Source organism: Kushneria konosiri (assembly GCF_002155145.1).
Classification (GTDB): Bacteria; Pseudomonadota; Gammaproteobacteria; order Pseudomonadales; family Halomonadaceae; genus Kushneria; species Kushneria konosiri.
The window spans coordinates 2756274-2773506 of record NZ_CP021323.1 but is presented as its reverse complement, the minus strand read 5'-3'; the positions used below and the strand labels follow the sequence as shown (position 1 = coordinate 2773506).

At 57.0% G+C, this 17233-nt stretch carries 20 protein-coding genes and 1 pseudogene; 15 read left to right on the top strand and 6 right to left on the bottom strand.

Going from position 1 to position 17233, the window contains the following annotated elements; translation table 11 throughout:
* The first annotated feature begins 181 nt into the window (after positions 1-181).
* The 4 genes from B9G99_RS12820 to B9G99_RS12805 all read left to right on the top strand — a co-directional run bounded on the left by B9G99_RS12820 (position 182) and on the right by B9G99_RS12805 (position 2616).
* Positions 182-553: a CidA/LrgA family protein gene (locus tag B9G99_RS12820; RefSeq protein ID WP_158521509.1), complete on the top strand. Its 372-nt coding sequence runs from the start codon at positions 182-184 to the stop codon at positions 551-553.
* A gap of 8 nt (positions 554-561) precedes the next feature.
* Positions 562-1266, top strand: a complete 705-nt coding sequence (locus B9G99_RS12815) for an LrgB family protein (RefSeq protein ID WP_158521508.1) — start codon at positions 562-564, stop codon at positions 1264-1266.
* A 186-nt stretch (positions 1267-1452) separates the two neighbouring features.
* Positions 1453-2082 (top strand): helix-turn-helix domain-containing protein, encoded by a 630-nt coding sequence (locus B9G99_RS12810; protein ID WP_086622504.1) that lies wholly within the window; start codon positions 1453-1455, stop codon positions 2080-2082.
* A gap of 60 nt (positions 2083-2142) precedes the next feature.
* Positions 2143-2616, top strand: coding sequence for a very short patch repair endonuclease (locus tag B9G99_RS12805; RefSeq protein ID WP_335617607.1), 474 nt, complete (start codon positions 2143-2145; stop codon positions 2614-2616).
* 20 nt (positions 2617-2636) lie between these two features.
* On the opposite strand, the gene B9G99_RS12800 is transcribed toward B9G99_RS12805, so the two are convergent.
* Entirely contained in the window at positions 2637-3947 is a 1311-nt protein-coding gene (locus B9G99_RS12800; RefSeq protein WP_086622503.1) for a carbohydrate porin, read from the bottom strand.
* Between the two features lie 243 nt (positions 3948-4190).
* On the opposite strand from B9G99_RS12800, the gene B9G99_RS12795 reads away from it, so the two are divergent.
* Positions 4191-4655: a copper resistance protein NlpE N-terminal domain-containing protein gene (locus B9G99_RS12795; protein ID WP_158521507.1), complete on the top strand. Its 465-nt coding sequence runs from the start codon at positions 4191-4193 to the stop codon at positions 4653-4655.
* Between the two features lie 30 nt (positions 4656-4685).
* Here the strand turns inward: B9G99_RS12795 and B9G99_RS12790 are convergent, their stop codons facing one another.
* Positions 4686-4874: a CsbD family protein gene (locus tag B9G99_RS12790; protein WP_086622501.1), complete on the bottom strand. Its 189-nt coding sequence runs from the start codon at positions 4872-4874 to the stop codon at positions 4686-4688.
* 172 nt (positions 4875-5046) lie between these two features.
* Between B9G99_RS12790 and B9G99_RS12785 the strand changes: the two genes are divergently transcribed.
* From B9G99_RS12785 to B9G99_RS12765, 4 genes are all read left to right on the top strand, one after another.
* On the top strand, positions 5047-5361 hold the full coding sequence (locus tag B9G99_RS12785; RefSeq protein WP_086622500.1) for a DUF6482 family protein: 315 nt from the start codon (positions 5047-5049) through the stop codon (positions 5359-5361).
* 124 nt (positions 5362-5485) lie between these two features.
* Positions 5486-6052, top strand: a complete 567-nt coding sequence (locus B9G99_RS12780) for a DUF1415 domain-containing protein (RefSeq protein WP_086622499.1) — start codon at positions 5486-5488, stop codon at positions 6050-6052.
* Between the two features lie 708 nt (positions 6053-6760).
* Entirely contained in the window at positions 6761-7798 is a 1038-nt protein-coding gene (dusA, locus tag B9G99_RS12770; RefSeq protein WP_086623471.1) for a tRNA dihydrouridine(20/20a) synthase DusA, read from the top strand.
* Positions 7799-7913: 115 nt separating this feature from the next.
* Entirely contained in the window at positions 7914-8891 is a 978-nt protein-coding gene (locus tag B9G99_RS12765) for an aldo/keto reductase (protein ID WP_086622497.1), read from the top strand.
* Between the two features lie 57 nt (positions 8892-8948).
* Here the strand turns inward: B9G99_RS12765 and B9G99_RS12760 are convergent, their stop codons facing one another.
* Both B9G99_RS12760 and B9G99_RS12755 read right to left on the bottom strand, forming a co-directional pair.
* Positions 8949-9962: a succinylglutamate desuccinylase/aspartoacylase family protein gene (locus tag B9G99_RS12760; RefSeq protein WP_086622496.1), complete on the bottom strand. Its 1014-nt coding sequence runs from the start codon at positions 9960-9962 to the stop codon at positions 8949-8951.
* Between the two features lie 81 nt (positions 9963-10043).
* Positions 10044-10781, bottom strand: a complete 738-nt coding sequence (locus tag B9G99_RS12755) for a CDP-alcohol phosphatidyltransferase family protein (protein WP_086622495.1) — start codon at positions 10779-10781, stop codon at positions 10044-10046.
* Between the two features lie 294 nt (positions 10782-11075).
* Here B9G99_RS12755 and B9G99_RS12750 point away from each other — a divergent pair, with 294 nt between their 5' ends.
* From B9G99_RS12750 to B9G99_RS12725, 5 genes and pseudogenes are all read left to right on the top strand, one after another.
* Positions 11076-12056 carry a zinc-dependent alcohol dehydrogenase gene (locus B9G99_RS12750; RefSeq protein ID WP_086622494.1) on the top strand — a complete coding sequence of 327 codons (981 nt, stop codon included), beginning with the start codon at positions 11076-11078 and terminating at the stop codon, positions 12054-12056.
* 27 nt (positions 12057-12083) lie between these two features.
* Positions 12084-12482 (top strand): 6-pyruvoyl trahydropterin synthase family protein, encoded by a 399-nt coding sequence (locus B9G99_RS12745; protein WP_086622493.1) that lies wholly within the window; start codon positions 12084-12086, stop codon positions 12480-12482.
* The gene (locus tag B9G99_RS12740; protein ID WP_086622492.1) at positions 12479-13570 is read left to right on the top strand and encodes a glycosyltransferase family 4 protein; all 1092 of its coding nucleotides are present in this window, start codon (positions 12479-12481) and stop codon (positions 13568-13570) included. Before B9G99_RS12745 ends, B9G99_RS12740 begins: the two co-directional genes overlap by 4 nt.
* Positions 13571-13585: 15 nt before the next feature.
* Entirely contained in the window at positions 13586-14503 is a 918-nt protein-coding gene (locus tag B9G99_RS12735; protein WP_086622491.1) for a class I SAM-dependent methyltransferase, read from the top strand.
* A pseudogene (locus B9G99_RS12725) lies at positions 14500-15503 on the top strand (lysylphosphatidylglycerol synthase transmembrane domain-containing protein). The gene B9G99_RS12735 and the pseudogene B9G99_RS12725 overlap by 4 nt, the downstream one beginning before the upstream one ends.
* A 2-nt stretch (positions 15504-15505) precedes the next feature.
* On the opposite strand, the gene B9G99_RS12720 reads toward B9G99_RS12725, so the two are convergent.
* Entirely contained in the window at positions 15506-15733 is a 228-nt protein-coding gene (locus B9G99_RS12720) for a hypothetical protein (protein ID WP_086622488.1), read from the bottom strand.
* A 93-nt stretch (positions 15734-15826) separates the two neighbouring features.
* Positions 15827-16681, bottom strand: a complete 855-nt coding sequence (locus B9G99_RS12715) for a RibD family protein (protein ID WP_086622487.1) — start codon at positions 16679-16681, stop codon at positions 15827-15829.
* A 255-nt stretch (positions 16682-16936) separates the two neighbouring features.
* Here B9G99_RS12715 and B9G99_RS16770 point away from each other — a divergent pair, with 255 nt between their 5' ends.
* Positions 16937-17218 (top strand): hypothetical protein, encoded by a 282-nt coding sequence (locus B9G99_RS16770; RefSeq protein WP_148663953.1) that lies wholly within the window; start codon positions 16937-16939, stop codon positions 17216-17218.
* Positions 17219-17233 lie beyond the last annotated feature (15 nt).

The window sequence follows — 17233 nt, the reverse complement described above, 5'->3', positions numbered from 1 at the left end:
TCGAAGGTATGTATAAAGCGTTATCAGTGCGACTCTGCCAGACCAGCTGATGCCAGAAGGCACGCATGATTTTTCACTGCATTCACTTATATCATTAGCTTATCATGACCCCAAGTCCAAACCCGCCAGACCAGAATTGCCTGCCAGCGGGCGAGGTATCGATCCGCTTATTCCAGAGGCCATGATGTTAAAGGGGTTCATGTGGCTGATGATCTTTCTGGTCATCGGTAATCTTTTACAGACCTTGTTTTCGCTACCCGTGGTGGGCAGCGTGCTGGGCATGCTGATACTTTTCATGGCATTGATCGCACGGAGGCGCTCTTCACGCTCGATGGGCATTGCCGCCAGCCATCTGATCCACTATTTCACCCTTTTGATTCTGCCCAGTGCTGCCGGCCTTTTCTTTCTGGGCAGCACGCTGACCGATAACTGGCTAAAGCTTTTGATTGCCATTGTGCTGGGCACCCTGATCAGCAGCGTGGTAACACTTCTAACCATGCAGGCCATGGTGCGATGGCAGCATCGTCGTGACAAGACAGCGGGTATTTCATGACGTTGAGCATGCTGTCGCATGAGATGATGGCGACACCGGCACTGGCCGTTGTGATCACCCTGGCCGCCTACATGTTGTCGCTGTCGTTGTATCGACTGATGCGATACCCCAGCTGGGCGCCACCCATGCTGACCGGCAGCCTGATGCTGGCGACTTTTATCCTCGTACTGCCGATTGATTACGATACCTATTATCTTGATGCTCACTGGCTGACACTGCTGCTTGGCCCGGCGACGGTCGGTCTGGCCATCCCGCTTTATGAGCAGTTTCAACACATCAAGCGCTTGCTGATCCCCGTCACGGTGAGTCTGGTCGTCGGTTCAATCACGGCCTGCGCCGCGACCCTTTCCATTGCCTGGGCGCTGGGCGTCTCCCCTGCCATTCTTGCCTCCCTGGCCCCTAAATCCATTACAACGCCCATCGCGATCGGCGTCTCGGAAGGGCTGGGCGGCTATCCCGGGCTAACGGCAGGCATTGTGACAGTCACCGGCATTCTTGCGGCTTCCACCATTCCGTCACTGGCGGTGCTACTGCGCTGTCATGACCCTCGTGTCGTGGGTCTCGCACTCGGCCTCAACGGACACGGCCTGGGCACGGCACGCGGGTTTGGTATTGACCCCCAAACCGGCGCCTTTGCCAGCCTCGCCATGGCGCTCAATGGCGCCCTCAGCGCCATCATGCTTCCCCTTGTTGCCGGCTGGCTGAACCCATGAAAATAAGTGGATTCTAATTATTTTTTGGAAAAGTCGGCCTCCCTTTTACCCTTTACGAATAAATCGACCAACACAAAAAAATTAAATCTATAGAAGGGCATTGTGTTCAATTAATGACAAACTACTAAACATACTTAACACCTGGCTCGCTATGCTGGCTCGCTTATGAGACATGTGAGACCACGCATGAATGAGTTGGGCGAGCGCATTCGCAAATTGCGGGAACAGTGTGGATTGAGCAAGGCGGAGCTGGCCCGTCGCGTAGGCGTTTCAGATGTCACCATTTCCTACTGGGAAAATGGCACCATCAAACGTGTCGGACACTCGCGTCTGGAACCGCTGGCAAGGGCGCTGCGCTGTAGTATCGCGCATCTACTGGGCAAGGCTCGCGAGACTTCCGATGGCAGCCACGCCATAGTGCTGTCTCTGCCGCTTTATCCGCTGACAGCATCCCCCGAGACGATCGGCATCAGCGCCATGCCGATCTCGCACCTTTCCATGGGCTTTATCGATAATGAATTGATCAGAAAGGATGACTATTTATTGATCCCCCAGAAACTTGAGCATTTCGACTTTTGCCCACAGGGCACCCTGATGCTGGCAAGAAAATGCGCTCGTTTTGATGGCAATGGGCTTTATCTTGTCGAGAAAAACGCTCGTCTGATGATCAAAAGAGTCGAGCAGGATTTCGACATGACCCTGAACATTTTTGGCGACGCCGAAAGCCATGATCCGGAAGAAAACGCCCAGAGCAATGATCTCGTTTTTCATGCCGCCATTCCTGTCATCTGGCCAATGCAGGTCATGACCTTCTGACGTCACATCAAAGCGTGATCTCCTACACTGAACGCTTTAATGTTCGTGAATCAGGAGGTCATGACCTTGGTCGATGTGGTCGATGCCGCGACTCGCTCTCGCATGATGGCGGGCATTCAGGGCAAGAATACGAAGCCGGAACTTTCAGTCAGACGCTTTCTGCATGCCTGCGGGTACAGATTCCGCCTGCATCGGCGTGATCTACCAGGCACGCCTGACCTGACGCTGCCGCGGCATCGATGCGTGGTATTTGTGCACGGCTGTTTCTGGCATCGTCACGAGCATTGCTTTTATGCCACGTCACCCGCGACGCGAAAAACCTTCTGGCAGGAAAAGCTGGCAGGTAATGTCATGCGGGATCGTCGCCAGATTGAACAATTGAATGCTCTTGGCTGGCGAGTACTCATCGTGTGGGAATGTGGCCTGCGTCATATGCCCGACCAGCTTCATGAAATTCTTCCACTGATCGAACACGGTGCGTGGCTCAAGGAGTGGCCCGCTGAACCGCCACGAATCCGAAGGGCGCCACAGTAGTAGCGGCGCCCTGTAGAGGCTTAAAACGTGGCCAGCACGGAAAGACCGGCTATCCAGGCACTGTCCACGTCGCTGTCTGCTCCGGGATGGCGTACGTACTGCAGGTTGGGACGAAAGGACATCCATGGTGTGGCCTGCAGGGCATAATAGACTTCGGCATTGTATTCCTCGCCCTGGCGCGGGACGTAGCCTGGCGCTGAAGATCCACCGACCAACCCTGCGTTACTCGAGCGCGAGTATGCATCAAAATCATCATTGACGTGGGCATAGGCCAGACCGAAACCGACTTCATCCTGGGCACGACTATCGAAGGGTCCGGTATAGGTCACGCCGGCTGACAAGTAGCGATCGAAAGTCGCCGTATCACCATCGTTCCACGTCCCCATGCTGAACACGCCCAGACCGCGGCTGCGGTCACCGTCATGGCTTGTCACCTGCTGGTCGATGACGTAATAGAGCCCATAGCGATGGCTCTTTTGAGCATCCGAGGCGCTGTCGCGTGAAGAGTAATCGTCAGCATCGGCACTGCTGTAGTAATACCCCAGCTTGTAATGCCCCGGCAGACCATTGACGCCATGTTCCGGTTCAAAGCCGTATTCAACCGGAATGAGCGTGCCGCTGGTGCCGCTGTGCTTTAAATCCAGTCCATGGTCACGGTCGAGGTTGGACTCGTTGAGATTGAAAAAGCCGATCTGAGCGTACTGCTCATTGGTGATGTTCCATTTGCCGACCAGCGCCCATTGTGAAATCGGCCAGTTATACCAGATACCACCGTTCTGGTTACCGGGCTCGCCGCTCCCCAGATAAAGATTCTGGAAATTACTGTCGATGACGGCAAAATCATCCCCTACCGGTACCCGGCCCGCCTTGAGTTCAAACGTATCATCCATGTAGGTCTGGCCGTACCACATCTGGGTAATACGCGTAACACTACCGCGACCATAGACTTCCTGACTGGAAGAGCCACCGACGCTGTTGGGATTATTGATGACGTCGTTGGTCAGGCTTTCGCCGTTACGATCGGTCAGGGTGAACTGAAACTGGGCATTGGGTACGCCAAACAGCTTATCAAGGTCGAAATTGGCCCCGGCGGTCCACTGATCGGCATAGCGTCCGGTGCGCTTGTCGCGAAAGCCACCGTCAACGGAATAGGCCATCTCGGAGATATATTCAAAACGGAAGGTCACGCCCTGATCGGTTAGATCAGAGCGCGCGCCGCCCCAGTCTCCAAACATGAAATCGCCATCGGGATCGAAGGCGCCAGCCGCCCAACCCTGTGATGACAGGCCCATACCCATAAGCGCCAGCGTGCAACACAGCCCCTTCTTCATGTTCCATCCCTTTACAATGTCATATTCGAATTAAGTTAAAACAAAGGGATTCTCGCCCCGTACGGCGTGAACAACAATAGCTTTTGGACCATCGTCTTGTAGCGATGTCGATATGATCGGTTCAGTACGCTGACCATGTCAGCACAAGAGACATGTTCGAATGGATCGTTTAGGCTTTTGAAACAGGCAGGCAAGACACGCTATCCGTTTAACGGAGGCGATGATTTCAGGACATCAGGGAACATGACATTGACACGTTTTAGCGCACTGATAATGACGGGCGCACTGGTGGGGCTTTCAATGACCGGCTGTGACCAGGGTCGCGACACGCCCGAAAGCTCTCAACGAAGCTCTGGTACCAATCAGATTTATGGCGGCTCTCTGCCTTGCGATGACTGCGACGGGGTGGATACTGAAGTGGCCTTGAACTTCAGTACCGATAGTGCAGGTGGCGTCTACAACCTGACCGAGACACCGCAAGGCGGACCCAACAATGGCCAGACACAAAAGCGCAAGGGCAACTGGAAGGTCATCAGTGGCAATGCCGTGCCCGGTGGCGGGACAGTCTACGTGCTGCACCCGGCCCGTGGAGACACCGAACACGAGCCCATATATTTACTGATGGAAAACAACACCACGCTTAAACTGGTCGATGAGCAGTTTAAGCCGCTGGACACGTCACACAACGACGAGCTTCACAGGCTCTAAGGTATTGATGGCGTAATCACTGCCCCAGCGTTAACCGCGAAGTGTTTTTTTCGCCTGACGCTGGGCCTCTTCGGCAGAAAGCCCCTGCTCCTTCTCAAGTCTGGCGGCCAACTGCTGAACTTCACCTTCTTCACTGAGTTCCTTGTCATCGCTCAGCGTTCCCCACGCCTCCTTGACCTTGCCTTTCAGATCTTCCAGTGGTGGGCTCTTGTCGCTCATGGCTCTTCTCTCTAAAAAGCAGGCAGTTACATCGATCATAGCGTCAGAAACGAGCATGCGGTATCGCTCTTTAGCGCCTTCTGACAATTTTTAACTCCGGCACCTGCGAGCTTTTACAGCAACCAGGCTACATTAATGCAGGTTATTGTTAATACAGGCCATGGAGAGGCAGATGAAACTCAACGAACTGACCGAAAAGGCGCACGCTCACCAGATCGATGAAATCGTTATCGAATCGACTGAAGGAGATATTTTCACCCTGAAAGTGACCAGTGGCGGGAATACTGACACCCTGCTCAATGAAGACGGTACGATTTTGACACCGAAATCTCTCAATGCCGCCAAGACCCTGCTGCGCGATATCGGTGGCATGGAGGGCGTGCCTCTTTATTTCAAACACAGCGTCACACATGATGAAATGATGGGTTCAAACGCCGAAAGCGCCGATGACCGCATGTCCATCACCCTCGAAGGTCAGGATCGCTGACGCCGATACTGACAGCGTGACCGGTAAGCAATATGTCATCAATGCTGTACACTGTGCTGCTTTGGGTTGATAAGTTTTTGGGGGTCGACGCATTGTCGGCCCCTTTCATTTAAAAGAGCACACCGTGACATCACATCCATTGGAGGCCACCCGACGCTGGGTGAAAGACTGGGTCATGGCACATGACTTGTGCCCGTTTGCCGCAGCCGAATTCGAGCGGGAGCGTATTCGCTATCGCCAGCTCGATGCCGCAGATGATGCTGCCCTGCTCATGGCCGTCATCGAAGAGTGCGAATATCTTGAAGACCATCCGGACACGGAAACCACCCTGCTGGTTCTGACACCCGGTGCCGAAGATTTCTTTACCTTTCTGGATAAGCTCGACATGGCCGAGCGTCTGATGATCAGTGAAGGCTACGAAGGCGTTTATCAGCTGGCAAGCTTTCATCCTGACTATCTTTTTGGCGACAGCCAAGCCTCACCCGGTCAGGAAGACGCGGCTGACTACACTAATCGCTCCCCCTTTCCGCTGTTTCATCTGCTACGTGAAACCAGCCTTGAGGCAGCGCTGGAACGCTTCCCCCACCCTGAACGTATCCCCGAACGCAATCAGGCCCTGCTCAGGCAGCAGGGGGCCGCATGGTGTCGCAGGTTACAGGATGACATCGCCAACGAGACGTCTTCTTCCTGATTGGGCAGAGGCTCGCGCGTTAAACCAAAGGCATCATCAAGCACGTGTTTAAAGCAAGCTCCGACCTCTTTGGGCTAGACACGATTTTGCTCGATCTGCACCTGGTCACTCAGCCGGACATCGACATATGGTCAGGATATACCAGCATGCAGTTCCGGGATGGGCGTGAGAATATGGCGTGACAGCTCAATATTATCGCCGAAGCCATCTGGAGGCAGCGCATAGCAAAAGCTGGTGCGGTGATGTCATATCACAGAGAAGGGAGATGAAAAGCACATCCATGTGCTGATTCAAGGCGAAAGCTCATCCTTGAATAAGGAATATCGCATAAAAAGAATAATATTAAAACTTTCTAATTTATGGATTAAGCCCTGCAAAAGCCTCCCATCCCGTATCAATACTTCAAGGACGACGTAGCGCACCTTCAGCAAAACTCTGACCCTCTTCGACAGCAAGGCGGCGTGGCTCTCAAGCTTCCCTTTAACCTGCTTCTCCCATGCCTGAGCGCGGGCTTTCGTGGATAAGAGTGCGTCTGGGCAGAATGTCGCTTCTTTCGTACAATGACGTGCCAACTCGTGCCCCGTTTTTGAAATATTGCCACTATGTACCGTCTTTGTTTGACCTGGTTTCGCTTCGACGGCTTTAGACATTATTCAATAGGGTTGAACGGGACGAGACACGATCAATCGGATTTTTTAAGTGACTGATATATCTAAAAGCAGCCCGGCAGATCGAGGGCGCCGGTTTTCGATAGCGCCCATGATGGACTGGACGCCCCGTGATCAGCGCGCTTTCGCAAGAACGCTGACCAAACGTGCCCTGCTCTATACCGAGATGGTTACCACCGGTGCCATTTTGCATGGCACGCCGCGCGAACGCTTTCTCGGCCATGATGCCCGCGAGTATCCACTGGCTCTGCAGCTGGGCGGCAGTGACCCGGCTGCGCTGGCCGAGTGTGCCGCCATTGCAGAGACCTGGGGCTATCAGGAGGTCAATCTCAATGTTGGCTGCCCGAGTGATCGCGTTCAGAACAACATGATCGGCGCCTGCCTGATGGGCCATCCCGAACTGGTCGCCCGCTGCGTGGCGGCCATGCAGGCGGCCGTCTCGATTCCGATCACGGTCAAGTGCCGCATCGGAATTAATGACCAGGACGAGGATGAGGATCTAACACGCTTTATTGATACTGTCGCCGCTGCCGGCTGCACCACCTTTACCGTCCATGCCCGAAAGGCCTGGCTCGAAGGGCTGTCTCCCAAACAGAACCGTGATGTGCCTCCGCTGAACTATCCACGTGTGCACCGACTCAAGGCCGCCCATCCCGAGCTTCACATCGGCATTAATGGCGGACTCAAGACCATCGCTGACTGTCAGCGGGAGCTCGATCATGTCGACAGCGTCATGGTCGGCCGCGAGGCCTATCAGAATCCGTTTCTGCTGGCCCACGTCGATCGCGATATCTTCGGCGAAGACACCACACCGCCAACGAGACACGAGGCGATGGAGGCCTTTCGGCCCTATCTGATCTCGCGTCTTGAGTCGGGCGTGCGGCTCAATCACATCACGCGTCATCTTCTTGGTCTGTTCACCGGCTGTCGCGGTGGCCGACGTTTTCGCCGCTATCTTTCCGAGACGGCTCATCGTCCGGATGCCGGTATCGAAGTGTTCGATCAGGCACTCGCGCTGGTCAACGATATCGATGCCGCACGAGCCCTGCCGGCCCACATGCCTGACTGCTCGACCTGATTGACGTCAGATCAGGACACAGAAATACCTGCAGGTTGTTGTTTCGTCTTCCCTGGCCATACTTGATGCACCTTCGGGCCAAGCCCGTATACATCATGACCGCCAGGGAGGCGCTATGCGTTTTGAATTGCCAGGCAAAATGGGGCTGGGCACGGCTCCTCTGGGCAACATGTTTGAGGAAGTCCCGGATACGCGTGCTCTCGAGACGCTTCGCACGGCCTGGGATGCGGGCATTCGCTATTTCGATACGGCGCCGCAATACGGTGCCGGGCTTTCGGAAATGCGTCTGGGAGAAGCGCTGGCCGACGAACCCCGAGGCACGTATGTGGTGTCCACCAAGGTGGGGCGACTGATCCTTGAAGAGCAGGAGCCGAAGCAGGGTATTTTTGCCCATGGTCGTGCCAACCGGGTGGTGTATGACTATTCGGAGTCCGCAACCCTGCGTTCCATCGAGGAGAGCCTTGAGCGTCTGAACATGGATCGCATTGATATCGCGTGGATCCATGACTGTGCGGCAGATGCCCACGGCGAGCACTGGGAAGAGGTGCATGATCAGGCCATGAACGGTGCCGCACGTGCCCTGACAAGGCTGCGCGAGGAAGGCGTGATTCGGGCCTGGGGGCTGGGCGTCAATCGTGTGGATGCCTGTACGCGCGCACTCGAAAAGGCTGATCCTGACGGCTTTTTGCTTGCCGGGCGCTATTCGCTGCTCGACCATGAAGGCGCACTGGAGACCCTGCTGCCAGAGTGCGATCGCCGCGGGGCGCGCCTGGTCATCGGCGGCGCCTACAACTCCGGTATTCTGGCCGGCGGCGATCACTATGATTACAAACAGGCGTCCAGCGAAATGCGTGAGCGCACCCGACGACTTCGCGACATCTGCGACCGTTTCGGAGTTGATGTTCGCGCCGTTGCCCTGCAGTTCAGTGCCGCGCCGCGTGCCGTAGCGTCCGTAATTCCGGGCACTACAAGACCGGAACGCATCGCCGAGAATCAGGCATTGATGACTACTGCCATTCCCAACGCCCTTTGGCAAACGCTCTGGAGCGAAGGTCTGGTGTCGATGGATGCCCCCATTCCCGGCGCCGACTGATTTCCTCTGATGTGACAGGCCCTGACGCCACCGCGTCAGGGCCTCTTTCTGTTATGGCTACTCGACGCTGGCACTCGCCTGCCACGCCTCTACCGCATGCTCGGCATCTTCGATTTCGTGGAAACGGGCGATATGAAAGACCGCCTCACCCTCATTGACCAGCGGCAGGTTGCTCATGCCGATGACGATGCCATCACTGGAGGACAGTACATCGCCTTCTTCGTTACCGAACGGCCCGGCCACGATGCCCAGCCGCTCGCCCTTGACCACCCGCGCGCCCAATCGAACCCGCGGGCGCAGGACACCATCAATGGGCGCACGTGCCCAGCTTGAACTGCGCGCCACCTCCGAGGCCGGCACCTTGCTGCCGCGCCCGACCGGCAACATGTCCAGTAAACGCATGACCCGGAGCACCCCTCGCACGCCGGCGCTGATGGCCCAGTCATCAAAGCGCAGCGCCTCACCTGCCTCATAGGTCAGCACCGGAATACCACGACGCTCGGCGTATTCACGCAGGCTGCCACCGCGCAGTTCGGCATTGAGAATGACCGGAGCGCCGAAGGCATCTGCCATGGCCCGGGTCTGCTCATTGCGCTCAAGCTGAGCACGAATCTGTGGCAGGTTTGTACGATGAATGGCTCCGGTATGCAGATCCAGTATGTGTGTGGCCAGATCCACCACCTGCTCGCGGAAAAGCGCTGCAATTCGCGAGCCCAGAGATCCCGACTCACTACCCGGAAAACAGCGGTTCAGATCCCGACGATCCGGCAGGTAGCGACTGTGCTGCACGAAGCCGAACACGTTGACGATCGGGACGGCAATCAGCGTGCCCCGAAGGCGTGTGAGGGAGCGCGTCTTGAGCACTCGACGAACAATCTCCACGCCGTTGATTTCGTCGCCGTGAATGGCACCACATACCAGCATGATCGGGCCGTCCCGACGGCCGTGAACCACCTCAACCGGGATATTGAGCGGGGTATGGGTATAGAGACGGGCGACCGGCACATCGATCTGACGACGCTGGCCGGGAAGCACCTTCTCCCCCGCCAGTAAAAAGGCATCACGAGCCATACGAATACTCATCAAAGCGTGTCAAAAAAGTCGTGGCGAACCTGATCGTTATCGGCGGCCTGCGTTGAAAGTACAGTCCGCTCAGGCAACAGCGCGCCGATGAAGATACACGGTGTCCATGCCAAAGGAGATCATCAAAAGCAGCAGTGACAGTGCCAGTGCCAGATTTGACCAGGGCGTTACCACCCAGGGCAATAGACATGTCATCAGGGTACTGACCTGCCAGACACAGATGGTCTTGCGTCGATAGCTCACCGGCAGTTCCTCATTGAGCCAGTGCCAGACCCGGGCGGCAGCCACGAAGGCATAGCGCATGGCACCGATGGCCATGATCCAGCCCCCTGCCTTGCCCTGGATGACCAGCATCAAACACAGCATGAGAATGAAAAAGGCATCCAGCTCCATATCCAGCCGTGCACCAAACCGGCTTTCGGCATGAAAGTGGCGTGCAACCCAGCCATCCACCCCATCAAGCGTCAGCGCGGTCAGGGCAATTGCAAATACCATCAAATGATGTTCATTGATCAGCGCCGGCAAGGGCAGCATGGCCGTCAGCAGTACGATCAGTACCGCGCGCATCAAAGTGACGCGATTGGCCCACCCAAAGTGCTGCTGGCCCGTCGGCCAGCCATGCACGATGATGCCGGCCAGAACCAGATACACGCCGCCTGCCACGGGGTACAGCAGTGTCGGTGCCCCATAAACAAGATGCAGCAACGCCACCATCAGCATCAGACCGATGCCGCCGGCCAGAAGCTCCATGAGCACGCTGGCTGCCGGCCACACCGGCTGGCGTACAACGATACGTTGTTCACTCATGTTCAGGCCCTCCCTCCCGGCCGGCAATTACCCCTGATCGATCACGATTCATGCGCCACCGAGAAAAGCATTAAAACTTCATCAGAGTGTCATCATACAGCAGGAAAACCACGCGCCGGTATGATAAACCGTGTTATCAGAATAGCGTCTGATCACGATTTGTAACGTGGATGGTTTGACAAAAACGAGTGGGCTTAAGCTTTACATGACACGGCGAACCCATGGACAGTGTCTATACTGTTCGGCGCGCTTTTGGCAGCAGGACTTTCTTTTTTCTAACGCACAAGGTCATGAATGAGCTCGGAAAATACAGCCCGCGCCTTTTGGATCGACGCCCCCGGCCAGGGATCGATCCGAACCCAGCCTCTGGCCCCCCCCGGGCCGGAAGAGGTTCAGGTACGTACCTGCTATAGCGCCATTAGCCGCGGCACCGAAACGCTGATCTTTCACGGCCGAGTGCCCGAGAGTGAATACGCTCGCATGCGAGCGCCTTTCCAGCAGGGCGACTTTCCTGCACCGGTCAAATATGGCTACTCGAGTGTGGGCATGGTTGAAAAGGGACCCGAGGCACTTGTGGGACGTTACGTGTTTTGCCTGCATCCTCATCAGGACCGCTACGTTGTCCCGACCTCCATGGCCATGCCGCTGCCCGAGACCCTGCCGCCCGAGCGCGCTGTGCTGGCTGCCAACATGGAAACGGCGCTCAACGGCCTGTGGGACGCTGCACCCCGCATCGGTGATCGCATCGCCATTATTGGCGCTGGCGTGGTAGGCACGCTCATGGCCTGGCTTTGTCGCCATATCCCGGGTACCCGAGTCGAACTGATTGATGTCGATACTTCTCGTGAAGCGCTGGCCAGAGCCCTGGATATCGACTTTTCAACGCCTGACACCGCTCGCGGCGAATGTGATCTTGTCATTCATGCCAGTGGCAGTCCGACAGGACTTCAAAAGGCGCTATCGCTCGCCGGGCAGGAAGCTTCCATTATCGAGATGAGCTGGTTCGGCGCTCAGGCCGTCAGCCTGCCACTGGGTGAAGCGTTTCACTCCCGGCGATTGACGTTGCGCGCAAGCCAGGTCGGTACCGTGTCTCCGGCCAGGTCCGCGCGGCGCACCCACAGTGAACGCATGATGCAGGCGCTGTCGCTTTTGGAAGACGATCGACTCGACGCGCTGATTGATGCCGAAAGCGCCTTTGAAGACCTGCCCGACACCATGGCCCGGATTACCACTCAGACCGGCGCTCTGTGTCACCGTATTCGCTACCGTTTTTGATATCGTTCCCCTTTCTGGAGTGTTGCCATGTACAGCCTTACCGTTCGCGATCACGTCATGATCGCCCACAGCTTCAACGGCCAGATCTTTGGTCCGGCGCAAAAGCTCCATGGCGCCACCTACATCGTGGATGTCACCTTCAAGCGGCCGGATCTGGATCAGGATGATCTGATCGTGGATATTGGCCTTGCCAGTCAGACGCTGTCAGAGGTCCTGAGCGATATCAACATGCAAAACCTCGACGAGGTCGAGGAGTTCAAGGGACGCAATACCACTACCGAATTCATGGCCCGTGTCATCTTTGATCGCATGGCCGCCTCGATCGAGGCCGACCAGCTTGGTGAAACCGGCAAGGGACTGACGGCAATGAGTGTGACCCTGCATGAATCCCACATCGCCTGGGCCAGCTACGAAGGATCGCTATGACAGCCGCATCATCGATTCGTCGTCTGACCCTGATTGTTGCCGGCCGACCGGATCAGCTCACCGGTGGCTATATCTACGACAGACGCATTGTCGAGTCGCTGCGAGCGTCTGACATTGCCGTTGAGGTCATTGGCCTGGATGGGCGCTTTCCATGGCCGGATGACATCGCCCGCGAGTCACTTCAGCGCGCGCTGGGCGGCTGTACCGATCGCAGTCTGGTTGTGGTCGATGGACTGGCCGCCAGTGCGATGCCGGATGTATTGGCCGTCCACGCTCGCCGCCTGACGCTGGTAGCGCTCATTCACCATCCGCTGGGCGACGAAACCGGCCTGAACGATCATCAGCGCGAAACGCTGCTGGGACTTGAATGCCAGGCACTGCAGTCGGCCACCGGCATTATCGTTACCAGCACCTTTACCCAGCGCCGCCTGATCGAGCTGGGTATCGATGAAGACCGCATCAGCGTGATCGAGCCCGGCATCACGCCGGTGCCGGTCGCCGCGGCAGATAACGACACGCCAAGGCTACTCTGTATCGCCACCCTGATCCCACGCAAGGGCCAGCATCTGCTGCTCGAGGCTCTGGCCGATCTCAAGGCACACGACTGGCACTGCGACCTGATTGGTGATGAAACGCGCGACGAGCGCTATACCGAACGGCTTCGAGGCCTGATTTCCGAGCATCAGCTCGAACAGCGCGTCACGTTACATGGCGCCCTGCCACCCGAGACACTTGAAACCCACTGGCAGCAAAGCGATCTGTTCGTCCTGCCCTCCTTCTACGAAGGCTATGGCATGGTCATTACCGAAGCACTGGCGCATGGCCTGCCGGTCATCACAACCACCGGCGGTGCGCTGGCTGATACGCTACCCGACAGCGCCGGCGTTCATGTGCCGCCTGACGATGCCCCCGCAATACGAGATGCCCTTCAATCGCTCTTGTTTGACAATAGCGATACCCGCAGTGCGCAGTATCAGGCACTGCGCCAGGGGGCGCTCACGGCGCGCCAGACACTCAATGACTGGCCGGGGGCTGCCAATCAGTTTCTGATCTGCCTGAATCAATTACATGCCACCCCGGCTTCCTGATCGGAGTCACTGCCGATGACCCAGCTACCACCTGATAACGGCATGGCCGCCCACAGCGATTTCAGCTCCTCATGGCTCGCCCTGCGCGAGCCAGCCGATCATCACGCTCGTGATGCGCAGCCACTGGGCGAGACATGTCGGCACTGGCTGATGTCGCAGCCGCGTCAGGGAGCCTTGAGGTTTCTGGATCTGGGCTGTGGCAGTGGCAATAACCTGCGCTACCTTGCGCCTCGTCTGCCGCCACACCAGCACTGGGTCATGATGGATCAGGACCCGGCCCTGCTGGCCCACGTCCGGGACAATGGCCCTCGATGCCATGACCATATTGACGAGCTGCAGTGCCTGCAGCGCGATCTCTCCGATCTGGCTCGGGCCCTGCCTGACGACTTGCTGGCAAAAACCACGATGGTTACCGCCTCTGCCCTGCTTGATCTGGTCTCCGAGCCCTGGCTTGAAACCCTGATCCATCGATGCGCGTCACATCGATGTGCCATCTGGCTGGCCATGAGCATCAATGGCGACAACGCTCTGATCGATCATGACCCACATGATAGTGACCGCCAACTGGCAGCCATGGATCAGAAGGTCCAGCAGTGGATCAGCCTTCATCAGCAGCGCGACAAGGGGTTCAACGGTGCCCTGGGGACAACGGCACCCGGGGTGGCCCGATCGCTTCTGGAGAAATCCGGCTATCACGTGACCATCACGCAGGCCCCCTGGCAACTGGACTGCCGCGACCAGGACCAGGCGCATCTGGCACAGTCGCTTGTTCAGGGCTGGCTGGAGGCAGCACTGGAACAGGCCCCCGATCAGCGTGAGCCCCTGATGGACTGGCACGCCCGCCGACAGCAGCATATTGCCCAGGGCCGTGTCGAGATCACGGTCGGACATACCGATCTATTCGCCGTCGCTGGCTTTCCAGAGACATCATGACTGCCCCGGGGCCTCAACAAGCGCCTCCCGTCAGGCAGGGCTTTCGTCGTGTTCTGACCTCTTCTCTGCTGCGCTGGACGCTCACCCTGGGCATTCTGGGAGGGGTGATATGGCTGGTAAATATTGATGCCCTGTGGGCACGGCTGAGCGACCTGTCTCCTGGATGGCTGGGCCTGGCGCTCTTGATCTCGGTGCCACAGATCATGCTATCGGCCTGGCGATGGCGACTGACGGCTTCTCACATGGGGATGTCACTGTCGCTGCCGACCGCCATCAGCGAGTACTACCTCTCGACCTTTCTCAATCAGATTCTACCGGGGGGATGACAGGGGATCTGGGACGCGCCTGGCGCCATGGTATACGGGATGTGTCCTATGGTGCCGCGCTGCGAGCCGTTATCATCGAGCGCGCATCGGGACAGGCTGCTCTGTTGATGGTCGCCGTGGCCACACTGTTGGCCTTTACGCCTCTGCGTCATGGAGTGATCGAGCGATTGCGTCAGGCCAATCTGATGCTGAATACCCACACCGACGTGCCTTATGCCCTGTTTTATATTGTACTGGTCGTTTTGCTGCTGGCAGGGGTATGGGTGTGTCGTCACCCGTCTGAATGGCTGGGCGCGTTGCGGCGGGACCTGAGACGCGGACTCTGGAATCGGCGGTTGTGGTTGCCTCAGCTACTCGGCTCTTTGGCCATCGTGCTGAGCTACATGCTGGTGTTTGTCTGCTGTGCCAGAGCGCTGGGGGAGCCACTGTCGACGACTACGCTGCTGGCGCTGACACCGCCGGTACTCATGGCGATGGCCATTCCTCTGTCGGTTGCAGGCTGGGGAATCAGGGAGAGCGCGGCAGCGCTGATCTGGATGCTGGCGGGGTTTTCGGCCCAGCAGGGAGTGGCGATCTCGGTGACCTATGGCGCGGTTATACTACTCTCGAGCCTGCCGGGTGCTGCAGTACTTCTGATGGGACGACACACACGTCCCGGACAAATGTCCAGGTAGGATCATGGCAGCATACTGACGATGCCGGTATCCTTGTCTTCACCGGTCTGGTGATCGGCAAGATCGGCCTCGACCTCATCTCCCGGAAGCTCACCTGGAATAACGCCGTTGGCCGCATCCTTTTTGAGGTTCCACTGCCGCTCCTGGCTTGCCTGGTCCATCGTCAACCAGATACCGGAAGACACCAGCAGCACACAAAACAGCAGGGACACCAACCCTTTTACGCTCATCTTTCAGGCTCCGTTCAATAGCGGGGGACACCGATATTTTCCCAGACAATCCGTGATTGAAGACCCCGAAAAGAAACGTTAATTAATGTCTATTTATGCAACAGTTGTAAACTCCAGGTCAAACAGAACATCTTCTCCCAGGCTAAAGTGACGTGAAGACGGTCGCATCGCCTGACTCAGACATTCGATGACCGGCAGCGTCAACGTGGGCCTGCCCGAGCCGATAATCATCGGCGTAACCATACTATGCAGACGATCAAGACACCCTTTTTGTAGAAAACGCGACACGGTCATGCCACCGCCTTCCACCAGCACACGCACCAGTGACTGACGACCCAGAAGCTCGATCACCGCTTGCGGCTCGACACCCTCCTCTCCTGATTCAAGGCCCAGCACGCTGACGTCATGGCCATGACGTTCGTGACAGGCCTGCCAGCGCTCGACATGCTCGTGTCTGACAAGATGCAGGGTTCGAGCACTGTTATCTTCAAACACAAAGCGACGCTCAGGCACTCGCCCTCGTGGGTCCAGCACCACTCGTACGGGGTGCTCGCCGGTCACGTGGCGTACGGTCAGGCGTGGATCATCCATGGCAACGGTGGCCGCACCAACCACTACAGCATCGACCACGGCCCGTAGCGCATGCAGATGCACCAGCCCTTCATGCCCTGTCACGTAGTAGGACGCCCCGCACTCCGTAGCAATGCGGCCATCAAGGCTCTGGCCCAGCTGCGCCATAACAAGCGCACCGGACCGGGCAACCAGCGGCAGCATGATGTCAAGCAATCGGGAAGCGTCAGCATCCACGGCGTCGCTACAGCGCCACGCGCCACCCGCCGTTATTGACATTGAATCGTGCTGATACGAGTGGCCGCGCTGCCAATCAAACTGGCGGGCGCGCAATACATGTTCCCAGGCCTTTGCTCTGGAAAGCGTCGCTGCTGGCATAGGTTTCCTGTCACCCCGGTACGTTGCTGATCAAACCCATGGCAATGGCGACCCAAGGCCGACCCTGCCCTTTGAAAATGGTGCTGTTGATGCGCGACATGCGCTTATAAGCACAATATTGTACAAGTTTTCAGGAAATACAGTTGTGAGTTGAAAAGTATCATGAAAATGATAGTAGCGTGATCGGAAACCCTCTATTTCCGGGCCTTACCGAACAGTGTGTAAAAATTTTGCATTTAACGATTGTGAAAATTCATGAACATTGACTGGCAGGACCTGCCGTCTTGTACTGATAATGTACAAGAATATAAACCCTTATATGGCTGCTCAAATCGCCACCTGGTGACGTGCCGCCATCAGTACATGCCGATCATCGACAGAGGAGATGTTGTCATGTCTGCAAGTGACTACCTGCGGGTTCATAACACCCGACTGGCTGATATGAACGCCCTGCCCCGGGAACTGCTTTGCCGTTATCTAGCAACCTGTCCGGATGTGGTGCGCGACCGTCTTCTAAGCCGTCTTGTCCAGCATTGAAGACATTCGGTCACT